This window comes from Calorimonas adulescens (assembly GCF_008274215.1).
GTDB classification, from domain to species: domain Bacteria; phylum Bacillota; class Thermoanaerobacteria; order Thermoanaerobacterales; family UBA4877; genus Calorimonas; species Calorimonas adulescens.
On sequence record NZ_VTPS01000053.1, the window covers coordinates 1 to 711 of the forward strand.

At 42.8% G+C, this 711-nt stretch carries 1 protein-coding gene; it reads left to right on the top strand.

The window, feature by feature from the left end; genetic code table 11:
- Positions 1-57 precede the first annotated feature (57 nt).
- Positions 58-711: uroporphyrinogen decarboxylase/cobalamine-independent methonine synthase family protein (locus tag FWJ32_RS13215; RefSeq protein ID WP_203227786.1), on the top strand; the 654-nt coding region annotated here is incomplete at its 3' end.

Consider the following 711-nt stretch of genomic DNA (forward strand, 5'->3'; position numbering starts at 1 on the left):
CCTTTACCACCAACGCTGCCGAAGGAGTAAAAATCTGTCAAGGGTGGGTGAAATAAAATGACTGATGTGAAAGCCCTGCAGCAGGAAAGGATAAGCATAATCCATGACGTATACGACAACAAGATTCCAAAGAGAGTGCCTGTAAGCATCAGCCTTCCCTTTGAGGTAATAGCCCAGTATGGAGGTCTGGATTTAAGTGAGGCCCAGTGGAACCCTTCTTTGATTGAAGAGGCAGCAGATAAAATATGTGAAACTGTTTATTCAGATATTTGTGTGTTTTCAGGCTCGTTAAGGTTTCCTTCTTTCTATCAGCTTTTAAAGTCCCAATCCTTCCAGATGGCCTCCAACGGCTTTATACAGCATCCGGAAGTGGTAGGGATGCTTCCCGAAGACTATGACTATCTCATAGAAAATCCATACGACTGTTTGCTTGAAAGGGTAATCCCCAGGCAGTATAAAGCTTTCAACCCCAATGGTGATCCCATAAATACAGCCATCAGTTTTACAAAAAGCATACTGGCTTTCAACAATGACATGCAGCAGTGTGGCATAATTATGTCAAAATTAATAGAAAAATATGGCTATTATCCTTATGGTTTCTACACTGGATTTACGGAAGCGCCCTTTGACTTTCTTGCAGACCAGCTCAGAAGCTTCAAGGGTATCAGCATGGATATAAGGAGGATGCCCGAGAAGGTAAAAGAGGCGTGT